General features: G+C 71.5%; 14 protein-coding genes. 9 read left to right on the forward strand and 5 right to left on the reverse strand.

Annotated elements, in window-relative coordinates:
* Positions 1-141: 141 nt before the first annotated feature.
* From ADK57_RS41950 to ADK57_RS41975, 6 genes are read left to right on the forward strand one after another with little or no spacing between them, the layout of a single operon-like run.
* A complete protein-coding gene (locus ADK57_RS41950; RefSeq protein WP_053755006.1) occupies positions 142-774 on the forward strand; it encodes a hypothetical protein in 633 nt (210 codons plus the stop codon).
* Positions 771-3,362: a putative PEP-binding protein gene (locus ADK57_RS41955; protein WP_053755007.1), complete on the forward strand. Its 2,592-nt coding sequence runs from the start codon at positions 771-773 to the stop codon at positions 3,360-3,362. Before ADK57_RS41950 ends, ADK57_RS41955 begins: the two co-directional genes overlap by 4 nt.
* On the forward strand, positions 3,359-4,486 hold the full coding sequence (locus ADK57_RS41960; RefSeq protein ID WP_053755008.1) for an acyl-CoA dehydrogenase family protein: 1,128 nt from the start codon (positions 3,359-3,361) through the stop codon (positions 4,484-4,486). Before ADK57_RS41955 ends, ADK57_RS41960 begins: the two co-directional genes overlap by 4 nt.
* Before the next feature lie 44 nt (positions 4,487-4,530).
* The gene (locus tag ADK57_RS41965) at positions 4,531-4,950 is read left to right on the forward strand and encodes a Zn-ribbon domain-containing OB-fold protein (RefSeq protein WP_053755009.1); all 420 of its coding nucleotides are present in this window, start codon (positions 4,531-4,533) and stop codon (positions 4,948-4,950) included.
* Complete coding sequence (locus ADK57_RS41970) at positions 4,947-6,101, forward strand: thiolase family protein (RefSeq protein ID WP_053755010.1); 1,155 nt, start codon at positions 4,947-4,949, stop codon at positions 6,099-6,101. Before ADK57_RS41965 ends, ADK57_RS41970 begins: the two co-directional genes overlap by 4 nt.
* 34 nt (positions 6,102-6,135) lie before the next feature.
* The gene (locus ADK57_RS41975; RefSeq protein WP_053755011.1) at positions 6,136-6,840 is read left to right on the forward strand and encodes an SDR family NAD(P)-dependent oxidoreductase; all 705 of its coding nucleotides are present in this window, start codon (positions 6,136-6,138) and stop codon (positions 6,838-6,840) included.
* A gap of 22 nt (positions 6,841-6,862) precedes the next feature.
* Here the strand turns inward: ADK57_RS41975 and ADK57_RS41980 are convergent, their stop codons facing one another.
* Positions 6,863-7,519, reverse strand: coding sequence for a TetR/AcrR family transcriptional regulator (locus ADK57_RS41980; RefSeq protein ID WP_063786097.1), 657 nt, complete (start codon positions 7,517-7,519; stop codon positions 6,863-6,865).
* A 143-nt stretch (positions 7,520-7,662) separates the two neighbouring features.
* Here ADK57_RS41980 and ADK57_RS41985 point away from each other — a divergent pair, with 143 nt between their 5' ends.
* A complete protein-coding gene (locus ADK57_RS41985) occupies positions 7,663-8,271 on the forward strand; it encodes a TetR/AcrR family transcriptional regulator (RefSeq protein ID WP_053755013.1) in 609 nt (202 codons plus the stop codon).
* A 76-nt stretch (positions 8,272-8,347) separates the two neighbouring features.
* On the opposite strand, the gene ADK57_RS41990 is transcribed toward ADK57_RS41985, so the two are convergent.
* The 4 genes from ADK57_RS41990 to ADK57_RS42005 all read right to left on the reverse strand — a co-directional run bounded on the left by ADK57_RS41990 (position 8,348) and on the right by ADK57_RS42005 (position 12,372).
* Positions 8,348-9,769 carry a 2-oxo acid dehydrogenase subunit E2 gene (locus ADK57_RS41990; RefSeq protein WP_234390576.1) on the reverse strand — a complete coding sequence of 474 codons (1,422 nt, stop codon included), beginning with the start codon at positions 9,767-9,769 and terminating at the stop codon, positions 8,348-8,350.
* Positions 9,766-10,791, reverse strand: coding sequence for an alpha-ketoacid dehydrogenase subunit beta (locus ADK57_RS41995; protein ID WP_053755014.1), 1,026 nt, complete (start codon positions 10,789-10,791; stop codon positions 9,766-9,768). Before ADK57_RS41995 ends, ADK57_RS41990 begins: the two co-directional genes overlap by 4 nt.
* Before the next feature lie 5 nt (positions 10,792-10,796).
* Complete coding sequence (locus tag ADK57_RS42000; protein WP_234390577.1) at positions 10,797-11,807, reverse strand: thiamine pyrophosphate-dependent dehydrogenase E1 component subunit alpha; 1,011 nt, start codon at positions 11,805-11,807, stop codon at positions 10,797-10,799.
* Positions 11,808-11,925: 118 nt separating this feature from the next.
* Positions 11,926-12,372, reverse strand: a complete 447-nt coding sequence (locus ADK57_RS42005) for a VOC family protein (protein ID WP_053755015.1) — start codon at positions 12,370-12,372, stop codon at positions 11,926-11,928.
* A gap of 307 nt (positions 12,373-12,679) precedes the next feature.
* On the opposite strand from ADK57_RS42005, the gene ADK57_RS42010 reads away from it, so the two are divergent.
* Complete coding sequence (locus ADK57_RS42010; protein ID WP_053755016.1) at positions 12,680-13,948, forward strand: aromatic ring-hydroxylating oxygenase subunit alpha; 1,269 nt, start codon at positions 12,680-12,682, stop codon at positions 13,946-13,948.
* The gene (locus ADK57_RS42015) at positions 13,945-14,769 is read left to right on the forward strand and encodes an SDR family NAD(P)-dependent oxidoreductase (protein WP_078973638.1); all 825 of its coding nucleotides are present in this window, start codon (positions 13,945-13,947) and stop codon (positions 14,767-14,769) included. Before ADK57_RS42010 ends, ADK57_RS42015 begins: the two co-directional genes overlap by 4 nt.
* Positions 14,770-14,786: the final 17 nt, after the last annotated feature.

Here is a 14,786-nt window from a genome sequence, read left to right on the forward strand (position 1 = left end):
CTTCACTAACAGGGTCGCTCGGGCGTAACCTCCGGGCAACACAGATCGCAGTCCCCTGCGACGCACCACCCGTCGCGGTCCCTGCGACCCGGCAACCGTCGCCGCGCGGCCTGAGCCCGCGCCCCACAAGAAGGTGTGGAGATGCATTCTGCTGCCGCGGAGCGGACAGACACGCTCGACAAGTCCCTCACCGACGCCGTCATCGACCTCGTCCTGCGCGGCATGTGGCGCGGTGTGCCGGAGGCCCGGTACCGCCCCCTGGTCGACGCCGGGCTCGCCATGGTGAAGGGCCCGATGGTGCTGCCCACCGAGTACGCCAAGAACGCCGCGGCGAAGATGCTGCGGATCCCGGCGGGCTCGGAGCTGCAGGACCCGATCAACGCGGTCTACGAGGCGTTCCTGCCGGTCAACAGGAAGGTGCGCGAGGTCTGCACGGCCTGGCAGTGCCGCCCTGACGGCAGCGTCAACGACCACAACGACAGCGTCTACGACGCCGAGGTGCGCGAGATGCTGGAGGACGTGCACGAGGCCATCCAGCCGGTGCTGCGCAGGCTGGAGCGCCTCCTCGCGGGCAGCGGCCGGTATCTCACCGGTCTGGAGGAGGCGCTCGACCGGTTCGACGACGGCGGCGCCCAGTGGCTGGCCTCCCCGCTGTGCGACTCGTACCACACCGTGTGGATGCGGCTGCACCAGGAACTGCTGCTGGTCCTGGGGATCAGCCGGGCCGACGACGAGGCCCTCGAGGAGAAGCTGGTCCGAAGGAGCCGAGGTTGAGCGTCACCGACCGACCGACGGGCACCGTCGCTCAGCCGCAGGCCCAAGCCCCCGGCCTCACCCTGGTGCCGTACGGCCAGGGACGGATCCGCGGACTGGACGCCGGTGAACTGGGCGCGCACGGCATCGCGATGGACGGGCTGGTGGCCCTCGGGCTGCCGGTGGTCCCGGGACTCACCGTGCCCACCGGCTCCGCGCAGGCGCTGGGCGAGCCCGGCACCGCACGGGCGGCCGTCGAACTCGTCCAGCAGTTGTCGGGACGCCGGGTCGGCGACGCCGCCCGGCCGCTGCTGCTGCGGCTGTCTGCGAGCGCGCCCGGCGAGGTCGCCGGGCTGCCGCCCGACCTCGCCTGTCTCGGGGCCACCCCGGACAACGCCGGGGACCTGTGCACCGTCATCGGCCGCGCGGAGGGACTGTACGAGGTGTGGGCCTCAACGGTCCGGATGATCGCGGAGTACGCCCTCGGCATACCGGCCACCGTCCTGGACGACGCGCTCCTCGACGCCCCGGAGCCCCGCGCCCGGGTCGAGGCCCTGCTGTCCCTGGTCGCCCGGCACGCCGAGCGGCCCTTCCCCGACGACCCGGCCGAGCAGCTCGCCCTGGCCGCCCGGGCGGTCCTCGCCCGCTGGGACTCGCCGCGCGCCAGAAGGTCACGACGGGCCCAGAAGCTCCCCGCCGACCTCGGCATCGCCCTGCACGTACAGGCGCTGCGCATCGGCCCCTCGGACCGCTCCGGCTACGGCACGGCGGTCAGCCGCCACCCCGAGACCGGCCGTTTCTCGGCCGAGGGCTCGTTCTTCCGGGGTGTGCGCCGCAGCGCACCGCCCCCGCACACCGGCGAACCGCTCCAGAACCTGACGGCGGGGACGACCCTCCTTGAGCATTCGCTGCTCACCCTGGAGCGGCATCTGCACGCACCGGTGTCCGTCGACTTCGAGGTGCGCGACGGCGAGATCTCCCTGCTCGCCGCCTCCGTGCAGAGCCGTCCGCCGCTGCGCGCCTCGGTGTGCCTGGCGGCGGACCTGGCCCGGGACGGGGCGCTGGAGAAGGCGGACGCGGTACGCCGGATCGGGCCGGCGCAGGTGCAGGAGCTGCTGCACCCGCAGCTGAGGCTGACCGGCGACGAGGAGCTTGTGGTCCGCGGGCTGCCCGCGTCCCCCGGAGCCGCGGCCGGGGTCGTCGCGCTGTCCAGCGAACGTGCCCTGGAGCTGGCCGCCGAGGACACCCACGCCGTCCTGGTGATGCACGAGACCACACCGGCCGACGTCCCCGGGATGCTTGCCGCCGCCGCGGTGCTCACCGGCAGCGGAGGCATCGCCTCGCACGCGGCCGTGGTGGCACGCGGCGCCGGCAAGCCGGCGGTGTGCGGTGCCGAGGGACTGCGGGTGGACCGGACGGCCGGCACGGTTCGGATCGGGGACCGGGTGCTGAGCGAGGGCGACCCGGTGTCGCTCGACGGCCGCACCGGAGCCGTCTACGCCGGAACACTGAGCATCAGCGTCGCCGGACCGCCGCCGGAACTGTCCACCCTGCTGGAGTGGGCCGACGACGCGCGGCGGCTCGGAGTGCGGGTCAATGCCGACACCGCGGCGGAGGTGAACACCGCCGTCGCCCTCGGCGCGGAGGGTGTGGGCCTGTGCCGTACGGAGCACCAGTTCCTCGGCGAGCGGCTGCCGCTGATCCGCAGCGTCATCCTGGCCGCCGACCCGGCGGCCCGCGACGAGGCGCTGCTCGCCCTGGAACACGCACAGCACGAGGACTTCAAGGCGCTGCTGGCCGCGGTCGGCGACCGCCCGGTCACCGTGCGCCTGCTGGACGCGCCGCTGCACGAGTTCCTGCCCGCTCCTGGAGAGGCCGAGGCCGCCGGTGACACAGCGGCGGAGCAGCGAGCCGCGTCCCTGCGGGAGGCCAACCCGATGCTCGGGCTGCGCGGCGTACGCCTGGCACTGCTGCACGAGCGGCTGTACCCGGCGCAGGCCGAGGCACTCTTCTCCGCCTGGGCCGATGTTGCCGCAACCGGCGTCCGGCCCCGGCTGGAGGTGATGATCCCGCTGGTCAGCCTGCCGGAGGAGCTGGAGGCCGCGGCCTCCTTCGTACGCGACGCCGCCGCGACGGTGGCCGCCCGCACCGGCATCGAGGTGCCGTACCGGCTGGGCACGATGATCGAGACTCCGCGGGCCGCCCTGCTGGCCGCCGAACTCGCCGAGCACGCCGAGTTCTTCTCCTTCGGCACGAACGACCTCACCCAGCTCACCTACGGATTCTCCCGGGACGACGTGGAACGCCAGGTGCTCACCGCGTACCAGGAACGCGGGTTCCTCACCGCCAGCCCGTTCGCCCGGCTCGACCCGCACGGCGTCGGCGCGCTGATCGCCCTGGCCGTGGAGCGGGCGAGGGGCGTGCGGCCGGACATCAAACTCGGCGTGTGCGGCGAGCACGGCGGGGACCCCGAGTCGATCGCGTTCTGCGACGACCTGGGACTGGACTACGTCTCCTGCTCGGCGCACCGCGTGCCGGTCGCCCGCATGGCGGCGGCGCACAGCGTGCTGCGCGGGCGTGGCATCGAGCGGAACAGGACAGCGTCATGACCACTGTGACCGGCCCCGCCGGCGAAGTGACCGAGGCCTCCGAGTCCGAACTGGAGGACCTGCGCGAGACCGTGCGGTCGGTGTGCGCGGACGCGAGCGGCATCGCGGCGGTGCGCTCGCTCGACGAGCACTCCCCCGGCATCGACGCCGGCCTGTGGGACACCCTCGGCCGGCAGGTGGGCCTCGCGGGCCTCGGCCTGCCGGAGGAGGTGGGAGGCATCGGCGGCCTCGCGGAGATCGCCGTGGTCTGCGAGGAACTCGGCAGGACGCTGACGCCGGTGCCGCTGCTGTCCTCCACCGTGCTGGCCGGTCAGGTACTGGCCGGCTGCGGTACCGCCGCGGAGCAGCTGGCGGAGCTGGCCGAAGGCCGCGTGCACGCGCTCGCGGTGGCCGCGCCCGACGGCGTGTGGCGACCGGACGCCGTGCCGGTGGAGGTCACCTGGCGAGGCGGTGTCGCGGTGCTCGACGGCACCGCGCCCTTCGTACTGGACGGGGCCGACGCCGAGGCGCTGGTGGTCGCGGCCGCCGGTCCCGACGGCGTGGACGTGTTCCTTGTCGACCCGCGCAAGCCGGGCGTGACCGTCGGCCGGGTGCCCACCCTGGACCTGAGCCGCGGACAGGCGGTGGTCACGTTCTCCGGTGCCCGGGCTCGTGCCCTGACCGCCGGGGGCGAGGGGACGGAGGTCGTCACCCGCGCCCTGGACACCGCACTGGTGGCGCTGGCCGCCGAGCAACTCGGCGGTGCGCAGGCGGCGTTGGACATGACCGTGGCGCATGTCCGGGACCGTACGCAGTTCGGCAGGGCGCTCGGCAGCTTCCAGGCCGTCAAGCACACCTGCGCGGACATGCTGCTCCAGGTGGAGTCCGCTCGATCGGCGGTGGTACGGGCGGTCCGTGCGGCCGGCTCCCCGGAAGCACTCGCCGAGGCCGCTGCGGTGGCCCAGTCCTGGTGCGGCGAGGCGTTCACGTTCGTCGCGGCGGAATGTGTCCAGCTGCACGGCGGGATGGGCTTCACCTGGGAGCACGACGCGCACCTGTACTTCCGGCGCGCGCAGTCCGACGCCGTACTGCTGGGCGGCACCGCGCACCACCGGGAACGGCTCGCCGGGCTGCTGGGCTGGTAGCCCGCAGCCGTGATCCGCAGCCGGCAAGAGGACGGGACGACAGCATGACCACCAGACTCATCGACGACGACCTGTTCGACGGCGCGAGCCCCCCGCGCCTCGTGGGGGCGCGCTGCTCCGGATGCGGCACCGTCGTTTTTCCCCGGCAGGACTCCTGCCCCAGGTGCTCGGACGGGACCATGTCCGCGCACCCCCTGCCGGTGGGCGGGCGGGTGTGGTCGTGGACGCTGCAGGCGTTTCCGCCCAAGCCGCCGTACCGGCCGCCGGCCGGGGGTTACGAGCCGTATCACGTCGGCTATGTGGACCTCGGTGAGGTGCTGGTCGAGGCGCGGCTGGAGGTGACCCGCCCGGAGGTACGGATCGGGCTTCCGGTCCGGCTCACCACGGTGCCCGCGTACCAGGACGAGGACGGGACCGACGTGCTGACGTTCGCGTTCCGTCCGGATCCGGGAGGACGGCGATGAGCCGGGCCGACGAGGTGTACGTGGTCGGCTGCGGGATGCATCCCTTCGGCCGCGACGAGTCCGTGACCGGGATGGACATGGCGGTACACGCGGTACGGGAGGCACTGGCCGACGCCGGTGTCAGCTGGGAGGACATCGGTTACGCGGCGGGCGGCTCCGACGTGTCCGGCAAGCCCGACACGCTGGTGGGCCGACTGGGGCTGACCGGTGTGCCGTTCGTCAATGTGCAGAACGGCTGCGCGACGGGCGCCTCGACGCTGCTCGCGGTGGCCAACGCGCTGCGGGCCGGCGAGGCGTCGCTGGGGCTGGCCGTGGGGTTCGACAAGCACGAGCGGGGCGCCTTCCATGTATCGGCGGCCCGTTACGGTCTCGCCGACTGGTACGCGGAGACCGGGATGATGCTGACGACCCAGTTCTTCGCTCTGAAGACGCAGCGCTATCTGCACGAGTACGGGATTCCGGAACGGGCGCTGGCGATGGTGGCCGCGCGCGCTTTCCGCAACGGCTCCCGCCATCCCCTGGCCTGGCGGCGCAAGGAGCTCACGGAGGAGGAGATCCTCCTCTCCGCCGAGGTGAGCCCGCCGCTCACCCAGTACATGTTCTGCTCCCCGGGTCAGGGCGCGGCCGCGCTGGTGCTTGCGCGCGGCGACCGCGCGTTCGACCTGTGCGAGCAGCCGGTGAAGCTGGCCTCGTTGGCCTTCCGGACCAGGCGGTTCGGCTCGTTCGAGGTGTTCTCGCCCTGGCTGCCGCCGGGACCGCATCGCAGCCCGAGCGTCGACGCGGCGGAGGCGGCCTTCCGTGGGTCCGGTCTGCGGCCCGCCGATGTGCAGGTGGCCCAGTTGCAGGACACCGACAGCGGCTCGGAGTTGATCCACCTGGCGGAGACCGGGCTGTGCGGACACGGCGAGCAGGAGGAACTGCTGGCCGCGCAAGACACCGACCCCACGGGCCGGATCCCGGTCAACACCGACGGCGGGTGCCTGGCGGGCGGCGAGCCGGTCGGCGCCTCGGGTCTGCGTCAATTCCATGAGGTCGTACGGCAGTTGCAGGGCCGCGCGCCGGGAGTACAGGTGCCGGGCGGCCCCCGGGTGGGCTTCACCCATGTGTACGGGGCGCCCGGGATCAGCGCCTGCGCGGTGCTGACGGTCTGAGCGGCGAGGCTGCGCACAAGTGAGGGGAATTGCCATGAGCGAGAGCAGAACCGCCCTGGTCACCGGCGGCGCGCGCGGGATCGGCGCGGAGATCTGCCGACAACTCGCGGACCGGGGGCTGCGGGTCCTGGTCGGTGCACGGAAGCGGGAGGCGGCCGAGGAGGTGTGCCGCGCCATCGGCCCGGCGGCGCTGCCGCTCGCCCTGGACGTGGGTTCCGCGCTGAGCGTCACCGAGGCGGTGCGCGAGGCCGGGGAACTGGTCGGCGGCGGGATCGACGTCCTGGTGAACAACGCCGGGGTGTCCCTGGACGGCGACCTGCGGCCGCCGTACCTCGACGAGGAGATCCTGCGCTCCACCCTGGACATCAATCTCGTGGGTGCCTGGCGCATGGCCGAGGCCGTCGTCCCCGGCATGGTGCGGGCCGGCTACGGGCGGGTGGTCAACCTCACCAGCTCATACGGGTCGCTGGCGCTGATGGACTCCGGCCGGCACCCGGCCTACCGCGTCTCCAAGACCGCGCTCAACGCCCTGACGCGGATGCTCGCGGGCGAGTTGGCCGGCACGGGCGTCCTGGTCAACGCGGCCGACCCCGGCTGGACCCGCAGCGGCATGGGCGGCCCGGCCGCCCCGCGTGGGCCGAAGGAGGGCGCGGACACGCCCGTCTGGCTGGCGACCCTGCCGCCGGGCGACGGGACGACGGGTGGGCTGTTCGCCGACCGCCGACCACTGCCCTGGTGAACCGGCTCTTCCCGGACGGGTACTAGGCCGGTGTGGTCGCGGACTCGGCCTTCTGGTCGGCTGCGACGATGCGCAGCGCCAGCAACCTGACCGCCTCCTGCACGGACCGGGACGGCATCCGGGACAGCGGTCCGCCCTCGGCGCGCAGCGCGGTCACCAGGATGGTCGTACTGATCAGGGTGCGGACCGCGAGCGCCTGCGACGCGTGCCGTGCCTTGGCCGCCCGCGGGCCGCGGGTGGTGCTCTCGGGCAGATAGTCGTACGCACGCTGGATGTGCCGCTGCTCGAACTCGTCGCGCATCAGCTTGATGTTGCCGTTGGCTGAGGCGATCTGGACCTGGTAGAGCCGGGCCTCGTCGGGGTTCTTCTCCACCCAGTCCCACACGGCGTCGATGACGCGGATCAGACCCTCGGCGTCACCCGGCTCGGTGTCCGGCCGGGCCGTCTCCACGACGGTGTTCAGCTGGTCGAAGACCCGCCGCATGGCGAGTTCGAGCAGCTCCTCCTTGCCCGCGAAGTGGTAGTAGACGGCCGTGGGCACCACGTCGGCCTCGTCCGCGATGTCCTGCACGCTGGTCTCCGCGAAACCGTTGCGGCCGAACACCCGGACGGCGGCACTGATGATGTGCTGACGTCGCGAAGGACGGTGGGCGGGCTGCTTGCCGTTCGTGGTGGCCATGATGCTCCCTGGCGGTTGCCGCGACCGGTGCCTGTGGGCCCCGGCGTACTGACCATGTTATCCAGTTACTCCCGTTGGTCGAGCCCGTAAACGCTGGTACCCGCGTGGCTCCGGAGCGCCAAGGTCACGGCATACTTGACACCATGACTACATCCGGAACCCGCGCAGCTCACCGCCCTTCGCGCAGGCAGTGGGTGATCGAGGCAGCCACGGAGCTCTTCGCCACCCAGCCTCCGGACGAGGTGACCGTGGCGGACATCGCGGCTCGGGCGGAGATGACGTCGGCCGCGGTGTACTACCACTTCTCCTCCAAGGACCAGGTCCTGGTGGAAGGCATGCGGGTGTTCGCCGCCGCGCTGCGCGAACAGTTGGAGACGCTCACCGAGGCGCACGAGCCCGGCGCGGACATCGGCCCGACCGTCACGGCGCTGGTGGTCTGGCTGGGCGAGCACCGGTCCGCCGCGACCGTCTTCTTCGTGTCCTCGGCCGGGATGAGCCAGGAGGCGGAGGCGCTGCGGCACGAGATCCGGACGCAGTTGCTGGACGAACTCGTGCGGCTGATCCGCAAGGGCCGGGAACCGGTCACGGACGCGGAGGCGGCGGTGATCGGCCTGGGGGTACTGGCGCTGCTCGAGACCGCGGCGGTCTCGCAGGTGCGAGGGGACGACGTCTACCGCTCCCTCGGGCACCGTTCCTTCCTCCGCGAGGTCGGCCGGCTCGCCGAGCGGATCGCCGATCCGGCGGCCGAGTAGCCGGCCCGGACAAGGGGCGGGGCCGCGCCCACCGACCGGATGGGTGGAACCGTCGGCGGGCGCGGGGCCGGGGGCGTCAGACCAGGAGCCGCAGAGGTTTGCGCAGCAGCTCACCGACCGTGCGCAGATACTCGGCCGCCGGTGCCCCGTCCACCGCTCGGTGGTCGAAGGTGAGGCTCAGGGTGAGCACCTGGGTGCGCCGCGGTTGTTCGTTCACCCACTCGACGCCGTCCCTGAGCCTGCCCACCCCGAGGATGGCGACATTGCCGGGGTTGATCACGGGAGTGAAGAAGTCGACGCCGTACCCGCCCAGCGAGGTCACGGTGAACGTGGCGCCTTCCAGCAGTGCCGGGGAGATCCGGCCGGATCGGGCGTTCCCCGCCAACTCCGTGGACCGGCGGGCCATTTCGGGCAGCGGCAGCTCCGCCGCGTCCTCGATCACCGGCACGAGCAGGCCGTTCGGCACCGCGACGGCGAACCCGAGGTGGATGCCCTCGTACAGGTGAACGCCGTCCTCGAGCACCGCCGCGTTGAGCAGCGGGTGTTCACGCAGGGCCAGTGCGGCGGCCTTCATCAGGAAGTCGCCCAGGCTGGGCACCGGCAGGTCGCTGTCGGCCCACTCCCGCTTCAGCTGGGCCCGCAGGTCCACGACGGCGTCCATCCGCACTTCGTAGCCGTGCGTCAGCTGCGCCATCTCCTGGAGGCTGGCGTGCATCCGGCGGGCGATGGTGCCGCGCATGCCGGTGAGCGGGATGACGTCCCCGGGCTGTGGCGATGCGGTGGCCTGGCGGACCGTCGGCGGGGTGGACACCGGTGCGGCCGCCGGGGTGGCGGCGTCGAGGTCGACCCGCCGGATCCGCCCGCCCGCACCCGTGGGGCGGACGTCCGCGAGGTCGATGCCCCGTTCCTTCGCCAGCCGACGGACCAGGGGGGAGGTGGGGGTCACCGGATCCGCCGACAGGACGGCGGGCGGCCGGGCCGCCGGAGTGAGCAGGTACTCCTCCACGTCCTCGGAGACGATCCGACCGCCGGGCCCGGTGCCGCGTACGGCGGTGAGGTCGGCGCCGGTCTCGGCCGCCACCCGCCGGGCGTTCGGCGAGGCCAGAAGCCGGCCCCCCGAGCCGTTGAGCCCGGCCGTGCCGTCGAGCGCCGGCGCCACGGAGGGAACACCCCCGGCGGCCGGCACCGTGTCCGGGCCAGGGTCCACGGACCCGCCGGGCACAGCCGTACCCCCGGTGCCCGGCGGCTGCTCCCCTTCGGCCAGCAGCCAGCCGATGAGCGCCCCGGCCGGGACGGTCGCCCCGGCCTGGACCACTGGATGGAACAGGCCCCCGGCCTCCGCCTCGACATCCACGTCGACCTTGTCGGTCGCCAGCCGCAGCAGCGCGTCGCCCTCCGCGACGGCTCCGCCGGTCGGCACGAGCCACTCGTCGATCGTGCCTTCCTGCATGGTGAGGCCGATCTTCGGCAGCAGAACCTCGACCGCCACTTCGGTCACGACCTTTCGAGGAGACGACGGCAGCCCTGCACGATGCGGGCCTGGTCGGGCACGTAGGCCTTCTCCAGCACCGGGGAGAACGGCACCGGTGAGAAGGGCGCGCCGATACGCAGGACTGGAGCGTCCAGATGGTCGAAGGCCGCGTCCTGGATCTGGGCGGCGATCTCCGCGCCCAGCCCGCCGAAGGTCACGGCCTCGTGGACCACGAGGACCCGGTTGGTGCGGCGCACGGAGGCGATCATGGTCTCGGTGTCCAAGGGCTGCACGGTGCGCGGGTCGATGACCTCGACCTCGATGCCCTCGGCGGCCAGTTCCTCGGCCGCCGCGAGGGCCTCGCCCACCATGCGGCCCAGGGCGATCACGGTGACGTCGGAGCCGTGCCGCGCGGTGTGGGCCTGGCCGAGCGGGATGCCGTAGATCTGCTCGGGCACCTCGCTCTTGCTGCCCAGCAGGACCTTGTTGAGCATGACGACGACCGGGTTGTCGTCCCGGATCGCGGAGACGGTCAGGCCCTTGGCGGTGTAGGCGTCGCACGGCATCACGACCTTGAGGCCGGGCACGTGCGCGAGCCAGGCCTCCAGACTCTGGCTGTGCTGCGCGGCGGCGCCGAGGCCCGCACCGGAGGCGGTGGTGATGGTGAGCGGCACCGACACGGAGCCGCCGAACATGTACTTCATCTTGGCGGCCTGGTTGACGATCTGGTCCAGGCAGACGCCGATGAAGTCCATGAACATCAGGTCGACGACGGGGCGCAGGCCCCGAGCGGCGGCGCCCACGCCCAGGCCGACGAGCGCGGCCTCGGAGATCGGGGTGTCGATCATGCGGCGGGGGCCGAACTCGTCGAGCAGGTTGTCGAACATGCGGAAGACACCGCCGTACCCGGCGACGTCCTCCCCGGCGACGAAGACGTTCTCGTCCTCGCGCATGACCTGCGCCAGGCCCTCGTTGAACGCCTTGACGTAGGTGAGCTTGCGGCCCGTGCCGTCCGGGGCGAGGGCCGGAGCTTCGGTGGTGGTGGTCATGGCGGTCATCCCGAGTAGACGTTGAGGAGCAGGTCGGCGGTGTCGGGCAGCGGGCTGGCCTCGGCGTACGCGATGGCCTCGGCGATCTCGTCGCGGGTGCGCTGCCAGGTGTCGTCCAGCTCGGCGCGGGTGGCGGTGCCGTCGGCGAGGGCACGGGCTTCCAGCAGGTCGATCGCGTCGCGGGCCTTCCACTCCTCGACCTCCGCGTCCGAGCGGTAGGGGTGGCGCAGTCCCTTGACGCCCTGGTGGTCGTAGTAGCGGTAGGTCTTGGCCTCGATGAACATGGGGCCCTCGCCGGCCCGGGCGCGTGCGACGGCCTCGACGGTGGCCTGGTGGACGGCGACCGCGTCCATGCCGTCGACGATCACGCTGGGCATGCCGTAGGCCGCGGCGCGGTCGGCGACGTCGGTGATCAGCATGTGCTTCGACTGCGGGGTGAACTCGGCGTAGCCGTTGTTCTCGCAGATGAACAGGACCGGCAGGCGCAGGATGGCGGCCATGTTGGCGCCCTCGTGGAAGCTGCCGATGTTGGTGGCGCCGTCGCCGAAGAAGGTGACGGCGATGTTGTCCTCGCCCCGGTACCGGGCTGCGAAGGCGGCGCCGACGGCGATCGGGACGCCGGCGCCGACGATGCCGTTGGCGCCGAGCATGCCGAGGCTGACGTCGTTGATGTGCATGCTTCCGCCGCGGCCGAGGCAGGCGCCGGTGACGCGGCCGTACAGCTCGGAGTACATGTGCTTGAAGCTGACGCCCTTGGCCACGGCGTGTCCGTGTCCCCGATGCGTGGAGGTGATCTGGTCGTCGTCACGGAGGGCCGCCATCACTCCTGCGGCAACGGCCTCCTGACCGACGTAGAGGTGCAGGAATCCCGGCAGTTTGCCGGCCTCCATGAGTTTTCCCGCCTCGGTCTCGAACAGGCGGATGCGCACCATGCGCTCGTGCAGATCCCTGACGACCTGCGCGGATGCCTGGTTCGCGGCCGGATCGGCCGACTTCTTCGATGCCCTTTGAGCCATCGTCCGCCCCTTCGCCCCGAGCGAGGTGATCCCAGCAATCGGACTTTGTTGTGTCTGTCTACAGTAACCAGCAGAGGGCACCTTACTGAAGAGGTTCTCCAATTACTACGGGCAGGACTCAACCGGCCTCGAGGCCACCGCCACGCCGGTCCACGAGCTCCACACCATTGCCCTCCGGATCAGCCCAGAAGCTGATCCGCCGACCGCGTACCGACACCACGACCGGCGACGACAGCGGCCTGCCACCGGCAGCCGGCAGCACGGCGACAAGGGGCGCGATATCGTCCACGTAGAAGGTGAGGTAGGCCAGGCCGCAGCGCTCGGCCAACGGCACGGCCGACGGTACCGACGCCGCACTCACCCGAGGATGGATCAGCTTGATCCGCCCCCCGGACGGCACCTCGAGCCAGACGACGAGGAGCTGTCCGCCCAGTCCGGCCGGGCCGGCGATCGCCTGCGGGATCCGCGAGCGATGCACCGGAACGCAACCGAGCACCTCACCGTAGAAACGCTCCATCACTTCCAGGTCCCGCACCACGACTCCGGCCTCGAAGGGCTGGGTCATCCGCGCCCTCCCGGGCGCCTCGGCCGGACTGGTCCCTTCATCGGTCACCGGGCCACCTCTCCGTCGGCCAGCCACCCCATCACACTCCAGTAGCTGGAGCCGTTCAATAGAAAGATCCAGTCGAGCCGAGCTCGCCCCTGCCGCAGAAGGCAGGGATGACCTGTTGAAATGCCGCCCGGCGAAGTTCGGCACTTTCTATTGACACACAACACTAACTCCTGTTCTTGTGGCGATCGCAGCGCAGCTGTAGCACCGCTGTAGCACCAGGACCCTTCACCAGCTCGCGGCTGGGAGGATTGAGGACATCGTGGTCCAGATCAATTCACCGGAGACCCAGGCGGCGGAAGACGAACGTGCCCTGCCGCCTCCCGCTCCGGAATACACCTCATGGATCGGCCAGGACCGCTCCACGGACGCCGCGGGCATGGCGACGCGGCAGGACGCGGCCGAGCTCGCCGAGCGTGTCATCGAGCACTACATCAACAACACCACGCACGAGGCCGAGGAGCAGTGGACGGAGCCCGTCGACAACTACCTCGACGCCGACCGCTGGCTGCGGGAGATGGACGCCGTCCACCGGAGCGTTCCGCTGCCCCTCGCCATGTCGTGCGAACTCCCCGGACCGGGCACCTACAAGGCGCTGGACGTGCTCGGCGTACCCATCCTGATCACCCGGGACCGCAAGGGCGTCGTGCACGCGATGATCAACGCCTGCCGGCACCGCGGCGCCGAGCTCGTCGAGCCGGGCTGCGGCGTGGCGAAGCGGATCACCTGCCCTTACCACTCCTGGTCGTACGACCTGGCGGGCGAGCTGCGCGGCGTGTACGCCGAGAAGACCTTCGGCGAGGTACCACGCGAGAAGCGCAGCCTGATCCAGCTTCCCGTCGGTGAGCGCGCCGGCATCGTCTTCGTATCGCTCGATCCGGCCGCCGAGCACGACCTGGACGCCTGGCTGGGAGATCTGCAGCCGCTCCTGGAGGGGCTCCGCTTCGCGGACTGCCACCACTACGCGACCCGCGAGCTGACCAGCCCGAACTGGAAGGTCACCCTCGACGGGTACCTGGAGACCTACCACTTCGCCTCGCTGCACACGAAGACGGTCTTCGAGACGAACTTCTCCAACATGATGGCCCATGACACCTGGGGCCCCCACCAGCGCCTCGCTGCGGCCCTGCGGCCCATCGCCGACCTGGCGGAGCTGCCTCCGGAGCAGCGGGATCCGGGCGACATCGTGGGAGCCATCTACTGGCTCTTCCCCGGTCTGGCCATCGCCGGCACCTGGCGCAACAAGATCGCCGTCTCCATCGTGATCCCCCGTACGGCCACTGAGTCGGTGACCCAGCAGATCATCCTGCTGCGCGAGCCCGCCGTCACCGAGGAGGAACGCCACGCCGCCGACCAGTTCGGCGAGTGGTTCTACGAGGTGGTCCGCGACGAGGACTACGCGACCACCTACGGAGTGCAGCGGGGGCTCAAGGCCCTCGCCGGGACCGACTTCGTCTTCGGACGCAACGAACCCGGGCTCCAGCACTTCCACCGCACCATCCACCGCCTCCTGGACGAAGCGTCCAGATGACCAACCAACAACACTCGCGGGAGAGCAGCATGGTGGCTTCGGGCAGCCTCGACGGACGTGTCGCAGTGATCACGGGCAGCACGCGCAGTATCGGCCGCGCCATCGCCGAGGCCTTCCTGGCCGACGGGGCGACGGTCGTGCTCAGCGGCCGCTCGGAGGTCAAGGGCAAGCAGGCCCTGGAGGAAATCCAGGCCGGTGACAGGGCCGTCTTCCACACCTGCGACTCGAGCAGCCAGGCGGACATCGAGGCTCTCGTCGACTGGACGGTCGAGCGTTTCGGCCGACTGGACATCATGGTCAACAACGTCGGAGGCACGGAGGGCTTCGCTCCCGTCCACGAGCTGAGCGACGAGGCCTGGCACAAGGCGCTCGACCTGAACCTCAACGCCTACTTCTACGGCACGCGCCGCGCGCTGAAGCCCATGCTGGACGGCGGATGGGGCCGGGTCATCAACATCTCCTCGGTCGAGGGCAAGCAGGCCAACAAGCCCGCGATCAGCCACTACATCACCAACAAGCACGCCATCCACGGTCTGACGAAGGCGACCGCCTTCGAGTACGGCACCCTGGGCATCACCTGCAACGCGATCTGCCCCGGCGCCGTCGACACCGACCTGATGCGTGCCGCGGGACCGGCCGCGGCCGAGGCCGAGGGCATCAGCTACGAGGAGTGGCTGGGCCGGTTCGCCGAGCACGCCGCCACCAAGAAGATCACGACCGTCGAGCAGATCGCGGGAGTCGCCAGGCTGCTCGCGAGCGACGCGGGCGCGGGCATCACCGGCACGCTGATCAGCGTCGACGGCGGAACGGCGCAGTGGTGAGCGGCGCAAGGGACGGC

The sequence above is a fragment of the Streptomyces sp. MMG1533 genome (assembly GCF_001279775.1).
Lineage (GTDB): Bacteria > Actinomycetota > Actinomycetes > Streptomycetales > Streptomycetaceae > Streptomyces.

What these genes read in the sequence shown, in the direction of transcription:
- ADK57_RS41950 (WP_053755006.1), top strand. Translation starts at nt 142, where the DNA reads ATGCATTCTGCTGCCGCGGAGCGGACAGACACGCTCGACAAGTCCCTC.
- ADK57_RS41960 (WP_053755008.1), top strand. Translation starts at nt 3,359, where the DNA reads ATGACCACTGTGACCGGCCCCGCCGGCGAAGTGACCGAGGCCTCCGAG.
- ADK57_RS41965 (WP_053755009.1), top strand. Translation starts at nt 4,531, where the DNA reads ATGACCACCAGACTCATCGACGACGACCTGTTCGACGGCGCGAGCCCC.
- ADK57_RS41970 (WP_053755010.1), top strand. Translation starts at nt 4,947, where the DNA reads ATGAGCCGGGCCGACGAGGTGTACGTGGTCGGCTGCGGGATGCATCCC.
- ADK57_RS41975 (WP_053755011.1), top strand. Translation starts at nt 6,136, where the DNA reads ATGAGCGAGAGCAGAACCGCCCTGGTCACCGGCGGCGCGCGCGGGATC.
- ADK57_RS41980 (WP_063786097.1), bottom strand. Translation starts at nt 7,519, where the DNA reads ATGGCCACCACGAACGGCAAGCAGCCCGCCCACCGTCCTTCGCGACGT.
- ADK57_RS41985 (WP_053755013.1), top strand. Translation starts at nt 7,663, where the DNA reads ATGACTACATCCGGAACCCGCGCAGCTCACCGCCCTTCGCGCAGGCAG.
- ADK57_RS41995 (WP_053755014.1), bottom strand. Translation starts at nt 10,791, where the DNA reads ATGACCACCACCACCGAAGCTCCGGCCCTCGCCCCGGACGGCACGGGC.
- ADK57_RS42000 (WP_234390577.1), bottom strand. Translation starts at nt 11,807, where the DNA reads ATGGCTCAAAGGGCATCGAAGAAGTCGGCCGATCCGGCCGCGAACCAG.
- ADK57_RS42005 (WP_053755015.1), bottom strand. Translation starts at nt 12,372, where the DNA reads ATGACCCAGCCCTTCGAGGCCGGAGTCGTGGTGCGGGACCTGGAAGTG.
- ADK57_RS42015 (WP_078973638.1), top strand. Translation starts at nt 13,945, where the DNA reads ATGACCAACCAACAACACTCGCGGGAGAGCAGCATGGTGGCTTCGGGC.